Source organism: Actinophytocola sp. (genome assembly GCF_009379765.1).
Classification (GTDB): Bacteria; Actinomycetota; Actinomycetes; order Mycobacteriales; family Pseudonocardiaceae; genus Actinophytocola.
The window spans coordinates 1-7,497 of sequence record NZ_WHTD01000263.1 but is presented as its reverse complement, the minus strand read 5'-3'; the positions used below and the strand labels follow the sequence as shown (position 1 = coordinate 7,497).

Below are 7,497 nucleotides of genomic sequence, written 5' to 3'. Positions count from 1 at the left end.
GTGATCTCCTGCGCCCGGCGCCCGGGCTTGTCCGGGTTGGGCACCCGGATACACGCCACCAACTCGGCCGTGCCGATGTCGAGCGCGGCGACGCGTTCGATGATCCCCTCGGCGTCCTCGCTGTCGATCAACATCAGCCGTTCTCCTCCCGCCACCACCATCAGCCGGTTGACCGACAGTGAGTTGATCACCCTCGCGGTAGCCCAGGTACTGCAGCGCTTCCCCAGCGAGCGGCGCTGGATCCGCCATATCCGTGCCGATCGTGAGTGGCGGGTCATGTTCCCGGACATGCCGACCCAGTCGGGCTATCACAAGCGGTTGAAGGCGGCTGAACCGTTGCTGTGCAAGGCGATCATCACCCTGGCCGCGTGCTGCCCGTCGTGGTTCGACGACCTGTGGACTTCAAGACCATCACCGCTGCGATGGGGGGTGGAATTGCTGCGCCCGGACCGCAAGAACGAGACCTACACCCACGGCAACCTCGGTGGCGTGCGCCAGTGGATCGAGTCGGTCAACCAGACCCTCAAGGGCCAACTCGACCTCGAACACCACGGGGCACGCACCCCAGCAGGAGTGTTCACCCGAGTCACGCGGCGTCTGCTTGCCCTTGCCACAGGCATCTGGCACAACTGGACCAACGACGTGACCAGCAAACGGTCATTGATCGCGTTCGATCACTGAACACCAACTTCACGGAATCAACCATCTAGGCGTGGATACAGCGCTGACCGGTAGAAATGCCCGCAGCACCGCATCCAGCCCGCCACGACGCGTCCGCGTGGCCATGCCCGAGGCACGGCCACGCGGACGCGGATTACAACTGGTCAGCCGCACGTCTTCGCGGTCTGCAACGCGAAGTCCTGCGTCGTCGATCTGCCCGGCCGTACGTGGGCGGTCGCCGACTTCGGCCGGTACCCGTCCTTGGTCGCGATGACCGACAGCGGGTTGTGCCGCTGGTCGAGCCACAGTGAGTAGTGCCCTTGCGCATCGGTCGTCAGCGGGTAGCTCACGTCCCGGCCGTCGACCCAGACCGGTGCGCCGGCCAGCGCCGAAGTGTCGCCGGAGCATTCCCGGCCGGTCACCGTGCCGGTGATCTCACCCCATGTCCTGGGACGCTCGACGCGCATCGTCACCTCGATCGGTGCCATGACGTACGGGGTGTTCGTCGACACGGCCAGCCATGCCCGGTAGTCGCCGAAACCGGTGGCCGCGGCCGAGTCCAGGGTGACCCGCACCGACACGCTGCGATGCGCCGGCACGTCGAGCTCGGTCCGGTCCGTCGACAGCCACGGGACGTCGGTCGTCCCGCACCGGTCGTAGCCCGGCAGCACCTCGGACTCGACCCATGCCGGGTCGTCGTCGCTGGTGCCCCCGCCGATCTTGTAGAACCCGCACGTCGCCGCGCCGCGGTACAGCGCGTGCATCGAGTTGGGCAACGCGTGCCACGCCCCGGCAGCCGGGTCGTAGGCGACGCCCTCGTTCGTCAGCGTGGTACTCGTCAGGATGATGCCGCCGGAGACGAGCAGCTCACCGTTGGCGGCACCGTAGCTGCTGCCCCAGAAGTCGTGCGGCATATCGGGAATCGCCGTCCACGTGTCCGAAGCCGGGTCGTAGGAGGACCCGCTGGCGGTCGGCCGGTCGAAGCCGTGACCGACATCGGGCACCAGCCCGCCCGCGCAGTAGAGCCTGCCGTCGATGCCACCGCACGCCGCGAAGGACACCGGGAACGGGTAGTTGGCCACCCGGGTCCAGCTGTCCTCGCCGGGGTCGTACACCGTCACCTCGGGGGTACATCCCTGGGCGCGGCAGCCGCCGACGACGTACATCTTGCCGTCGAGCGTCGTGGTGGCGGCGAACGCGCGCGGCGCGGGGTTGGCGGCCACCGACGACCAGGTGTCCGTCACCGGGTCGTACACATCCGTGCCGGCGGGCAGGGTGCCGTCCGGCGCCCAGCCACCCGCGACATACAGCTTCCCGGCGATGGCCGCGACCTGCATGCCCTCGCGAGCGGTCGGCATGTCGGCGATCGGGCTCCAGGTCTGGGCGACCGGGTCGTACCGGTACCCCGACCGCACGTCGGTCGTCCCGTCGAAACCGCCGACCGAGTAGATCTTGCCGCCGATCGCGGCCGCGCCCTGGTCGGTGATCGGGATCGGGTAGTCCGACGCCGGCTGCCACGGCCCGGCGTACGGCGTCGACGCCGGCTCGGCCTGCCGGGCCCTGGTCGCCCCGGAGGTGGCCGCCACGTGCCGCTCCGGGCTGTAGTCGCCCTTGACCCGCCGGACCGGCACCTCCGCGTCGGCCTTCCTGCCCGCCGCCTCGGCCGGCTCGTTGCCGCCGTCCTGCTCGTCCAGCACGACGTGCGCCGGCACGGAACCCTTGTTGGTGAACATGACCCGAGTCGACCGGTCCTCGCCGAGCGGCAGGTCGACCGAGACGTCGTCCTGCCTGACCTCGAGCCGCCCGGCGGCGAGGGAGAAGTCCTGCCGCTCGATCCGGTCCGGCCCGACCGACGGCCGTTCGGTCCGCGGCTGGTACATGCCGTAGGTCGCGGTCAGCGCCTGCCGGCCCGATCCGGGCAGGAAGAGCCGGTACAACCCGTCGGACACCCGCCCGTCCTCCGGCGTGGCCACCGACACGGCCGAGCCGCCCGACCCGTCGCCACCGCCGCCGCGCACGGTCACGCCGTTGATCCCTTCCCCGGTGTTGCGGTCCTTCACGACCCCGGAGACCAAGCCACCGGAAACCGGTTCGCACGAACGGGAACCGACGTAGACGTCGTCGAGCTGCCACCACCACGACCAGAAGCCGTCGTAGTGGAACCGCACCCGTACGTCGGGCTCGCCGGCCGCCTGCGGGATCGGCACGGCCACCATGCCGTTCTGGTCGCCGACGTTCTTCTTCCAGATCGACGTCCAGGTCGTGCCGCCGTCGGTGCTCAGGTCGACCGAGATCCGCGAGCGCGAAGCACTCCGGTAGTCACTGCGGAAGCCGACGACCGGGTCGTCCTGGGCACTGAGGTCGACCGGCGGCGAGACGAGTGCGGTGTCGTAGCCGTGCGCCGGCCCGTAGGCATCCGCGTCGAGCGTGGCGAACTCGCCCTCGCCACCGGTCAGGTTGCCGCGGCCGCCGGGGTCGTCGAAGGCCCACGTCTGCCCGTTGCCCTCGGCGTCCGTGACGGTCCAGCCGTCCTGCGGCGCCGTGCCGGTCCAGCCGGCGAAGTCGGTCGCGACCCCGTCGTAGTCGTAGCCGTACCCGGGCGCCGCGGCACACTCCTCGGCGTCCACCGGGACGTCGACGTCCGCCGTGACGTCGGACCTGCCGACGGCCACGGTCACATCCTTGGTCCGGTACCCGGCTTCGGTCGAGCTGACGTGCATCGTGTACGACGCCGACCGTGGCAGCTCGACGCGGTAGCGGCCGGTCATCGGGTCGGTGAGGACCGGCCCACCCGGCACGCCGTCGATGGTCAGCTCGGCATAGAGCGGCCAGCCGTGGCCCGACCCGTCGCGCACGGTTCCGCTCACCGTCGCGGTCGGCAGGGTGGCGAGCCGGAAGTCGGCGGTCAGGTGCGCGTCGTCGCCGACCACGACGCCGTTCTCGGCGGCATCCCGGTACCCGAACGCGGACACCGTCACGTCATAGGTGCCGGCCAGCAGGCGCAGCGTGTACCTGCCGTCGGACCCGGCGATCACGGACCTGCCACCCGCGGTGACCTTCGCGCCGACGACGGGTTGGCGGCGGAAGTCCGTCACGGCGCCGGCGAGCGTCCCGTGCGGCCCGGTGCCGAAGGCCGACACCCCGTTCGGGGTGCCCAGTCCGGTCGGTCCGTCGAAGCCGGTCGTGCCGGTGCACAGGTAGGAGCCGTCGCAGTCACCGTTGTTGCCGGCCGTCACGTCGAACAGCGAGCCCGGCTTGTCGTACGGGTAGGAGTTCGGGCGGGTGTCCGCGGCGGGCTCGCCGGCCAGCGCGTACGTGGCCGCGATCAGCGGCGCCGACGCGCTCGTGCCGCCGAACACCGCCCAGCCGTCGAGGCCGTAGGTGTTGTACATCGCGACCCCGGTCTCCGGGTCGGCGACCGCGGACACGTCCGCGACCGTCCGGTTCGGACAGTCGGCGTCGGCCTGGAACTCCGGTTTCGGCTCGAAGCGGGAGCACCCGCTGCCCGCGCCGGCCCACACCGTCTCGGCCCAGCCGCGAGCACTCGGGTCGGCCACGAGCGAGGTGCCGCCGACCGCGGTGACGAGCGGGGACGCGGCGGGGAAGGACACGCCGTACCCGTAGTCGCCCGAGCTGGCCGTGATCACCACCCCCGGATGGTCGTAGTACGCGTTGTACCTGGAGTGGGCGGCGGACTCGGGCGAGCTCCCGTAGCTGTTCGAGACGTACTTGGCGCCGAGCTGCACGGCGGTGTTCACGGCCTGCCCGAGGTCGTCGAGGCCGGTGCTGTCGGCCACCACGAGCAGCAGCCGGCACCGTGGGCACGCCGCCGACACCATGTCCAGGTCGAGCGAGATCTCCTGTGCCCAGCCGGCATCGGGGCGCGGGTAGTCGCCCTGCTGGCCGCGCTGGTTGACCTTGGTGAAGCAGCCGTTCCCGGAGGTGCACGGCGCGAGGCCGAACTGCTGGCGGTAGACGGCCAGGTCCTCCTCGGCCCGGGGGTGGTCGAAGGCGTCGACGATCGCCACCAACGCGCCCTCCCCCGCGGTGTCCGACGGCAGGTCGTAGGCGTCCTGCAGCTCGGCCGGGCCGTACCCCTGCGGGTCGGCCGCGGCCAGGCCGGTCGTGGCCGGCACGTCGGTGCGCATGAGCGCGAGGCACGCGGCGTGGCCTTCCTTCGCCGGTTCCGCGCAGGAGCGTCGTACCGGGTGGGCCGGTTTCTCGTCGGCGTCGCTGTGCGGCGCCAGCCCGACCGGCGGCTCGCGCGCCGGTGCGGCCGCGGCCTCTGCCGGCACGATTGTCGGCGCGATCACCAGCAGGGACGCGGCGACGACGACCGCGGCGGGTAACGCGCCGATCCGGCCGATCCAACTCTTGCGCCCGGCACGTGCCATGGAGTCCTCCAGCAGATGTCATTGACCTGACACACTCCCCGACACGGAGACGCTGACATACTCCTGCCAGCCCGGACAAGAAGACCGGAATGCGAGTTCCGGACAGGTGTCAGGAACATGACGGACGAACGAGGATGGCCGCCGAATGTGGGAAGCCGTGGGAGTGCCCGGCCCGGAGGAGCAGCTCTACGAGGTGTTGGTGCCGCGCAGGCAGGCCACGATCGCCGAGCTCGCGGAGGACGCAGGCCAGACCCGGGACCGAACCGCCCGCATCCTGGACCGGCTCGTCGACCGGGGTCTGGTCACCCGGCTACCCGGGCGGCCGGCGCGTTTCGCGGCCGTGACGCCCGACCTGGCGGCCGCGACCCTGATCGCCGCATGGGAGCGGGACGTCCGGCGGCTACGCAGTCACGCGCAGGAGCTCGCGGACGCCCACCGCGGCCATGGCGAGTCCGGCCACCCGGCCGAGCTGATCGAGGTCATCGAGGGCGCGGCCAACGTGCGCAACGCCTTCTTCCGGTTGCTGCGCAGCGCAGAGCGCGAGGTGCGCGTCTTCGACAAGCCGCCCTACACCGAGGACCAGCCGGAGGGCAACCAGGACGAGTACCTGCACCTCAGCGAGGGCAAGGTCCGCTACCGCACCCTCTACGACCAGGCGGCGCTCACTATTCCGGGTCGGATGGCCGAGATCTGGAAGGGGATCCGGCACGGCGAGCGCGCCAGGGTGGCTCCGGCGCTGCCGATGAAGATGGCCCTGTCCGACGACCGGCTCGCGCTGATCCCGGTGTCCGTGTCCGACTACCGGGCCGACGCGTCGTATCTCGTGCACCCGTCGTCGCTGCTCGACGCGCTCTCGGAGCTGTTCGACGCCGTGTGGGAGCGGGCGATACCGCTCAACAAGGCGCCGGACCCGGCGGAGCAGGCCGAGCTGGGCGACGACGACGCCGAGCTGCTGGGGCTGCTGGCCGGTGGGGTGACCGACGAGACCATCGCGCGGACCCTCGGGTGGAGCGTGCGCACGGTGCACCGGCACGTGCACCGGATCATGGCGTCGGTCGGGGCCGAGACCCGGTTCCAGGCCGGCATGGAGGCGGCCCGGCGCGGCTGGGTCTGAGGATAGGGTCGACCGGTGGGGGTGTCCGGGGTGGTCGAGCGGATCTGGCGGTACCCGATCAAGTCGACCGGGGGCGAGCCGCTGCGGCGGGTCGAGGTCGACGAGCGCGGGCTCGTCGGGGACCGGCTCTTCGCGGTACGCGACGGCGACGGCAAGTTCGGCTCCGGCAAGAACACCCGCCGGTTCCGCAGGATGGCAGGCCTCCTCCACCTGCGCAGCCGCCACACCGGCGAGACCCCGGAGCTGCTCGACCCGGCCGGCCGGCCGGTCCCGGACCCCGACGCCTACCTGCGCGAGTACCTCGGCCGGGACGACGTCGCCGTGGCGATCGAGGGCGCGGTCTCGCACTTCGACCAGCTCCCGCTCAGCGTGCTGACCACCGCCACCCTCAACTGGTTCCGCACCGCCACCCCCGGGATCGCCGTCGACGAGCGGCGGTTCCGGCCCAACCTCGTGATCCGCACGCCGCCGGGCACCCCGCCGTTCGCCGAGGACGACTGGCTCGGCCACGACGCCCGGATCGGACCCGACCTGCACGTCACGTTCGTCCGCTCCAGCGAGCGGTGCGTCATGACCAACGAGGCCCAGGCCGACCTGCCGCACTCCCCCGCCGTGCTCCGGGCCGTCGCCCGGCACCACGACACCAAGCTCGACGCGCTCGCCACGGTCACCCGACCCGGAGTGGTCCGGGTCGGCGACCCCCTGGAGCTCACCGGTCGTCGTCGTTGAGGACCGGGCGGTTCTGGTCGTCGCTGACACGCCAGCAGGTCGGGCCAGGGCGGACATCAGTCATGGGTCATCCGGGCCTGTCCGTTTGGTTGGACTCCGCATCATCTGTCACACATGCTCATGTCGTTAGCTGGTCGTTAGCTGTCGGTTATCACGTAATTCTCAACGCATGCGATAGTTTTTCTCAGGGTAATCAATAAGGTGGGCGCTCACTCTTCCCAAAAAACGCTAGACCAAGCATGCCTCCACAACTTTCTCAGGATCTGGCGGCCAATTTGGAAAGGAAGGAAGGCGCTGATCCATGATGCAAACTCCATGGGTGGCGCTCGTGGGATTGGTTATCTTCTTCGTTTATCGATATTTGGCTCAGCGGCGTTTTGAAAAGAACGGTAAGCCAGGCATGTTGAAGGTTCGCACCCATTCAACCGAGGAGACGATCTTTCCCGAGCAGCGCTCGGAGAGTGTCCATTCACGGGTAGGTCCTGACCTGCGCGGCGTGGTGACTTGATCTTGGGTGCTGGTGTGTGGATCATGGTGTGGTGTTCACCGGTCGGCGTCCGTCCTATGAGGATCTTGTTGCGGAGAACGGTGAGCTCCGGT

The 7,497-nt window shown here is 70.2% G+C and carries 5 protein-coding genes; 4 read left to right on the top strand and 1 reads right to left on the bottom strand.

Annotated features, from left to right (window positions below):
* Window positions 1-168 precede the first annotated feature (168 nt).
* Window positions 169-681 carry a hypothetical protein gene (locus GEV28_RS41335; protein ID WP_291419701.1) on the top strand — a complete coding sequence of 171 codons (513 nt, stop codon included), beginning with the start codon at window positions 169-171 and terminating at the stop codon, window positions 679-681.
* 143 nt (window positions 682-824) lie between these two features.
* On the opposite strand, the gene GEV28_RS41330 is transcribed toward GEV28_RS41335, so the two are convergent.
* On the bottom strand, window positions 825-5,054 hold the full coding sequence (locus tag GEV28_RS41330; RefSeq protein ID WP_291419700.1) for a carboxypeptidase regulatory-like domain-containing protein: 4,230 nt from the start codon (window positions 5,052-5,054) through the stop codon (window positions 825-827).
* 145 nt (window positions 5,055-5,199) lie between these two features.
* Here GEV28_RS41330 and GEV28_RS41325 point away from each other — a divergent pair, with 145 nt between their 5' ends.
* The 3 genes from GEV28_RS41325 to GEV28_RS41315 all read left to right on the top strand — a co-directional run bounded on the left by GEV28_RS41325 (window position 5,200) and on the right by GEV28_RS41315 (window position 7,405).
* Window positions 5,200-6,168 (top strand): LuxR family transcriptional regulator, encoded by a 969-nt coding sequence (locus GEV28_RS41325; protein WP_291419699.1) that lies wholly within the window; start codon window positions 5,200-5,202, stop codon window positions 6,166-6,168.
* 15 nt (window positions 6,169-6,183) lie between these two features.
* The gene (locus GEV28_RS41320; RefSeq protein ID WP_291419698.1) at window positions 6,184-6,897 is read left to right on the top strand and encodes an MOSC N-terminal beta barrel domain-containing protein; all 714 of its coding nucleotides are present in this window, start codon (window positions 6,184-6,186) and stop codon (window positions 6,895-6,897) included.
* Between the two features lie 319 nt (window positions 6,898-7,216).
* Window positions 7,217-7,405: a hypothetical protein gene (locus tag GEV28_RS41315; protein ID WP_291419697.1), complete on the top strand. Its 189-nt coding sequence runs from the start codon at window positions 7,217-7,219 to the stop codon at window positions 7,403-7,405.
* Window positions 7,406-7,497: the final 92 nt, after the last annotated feature.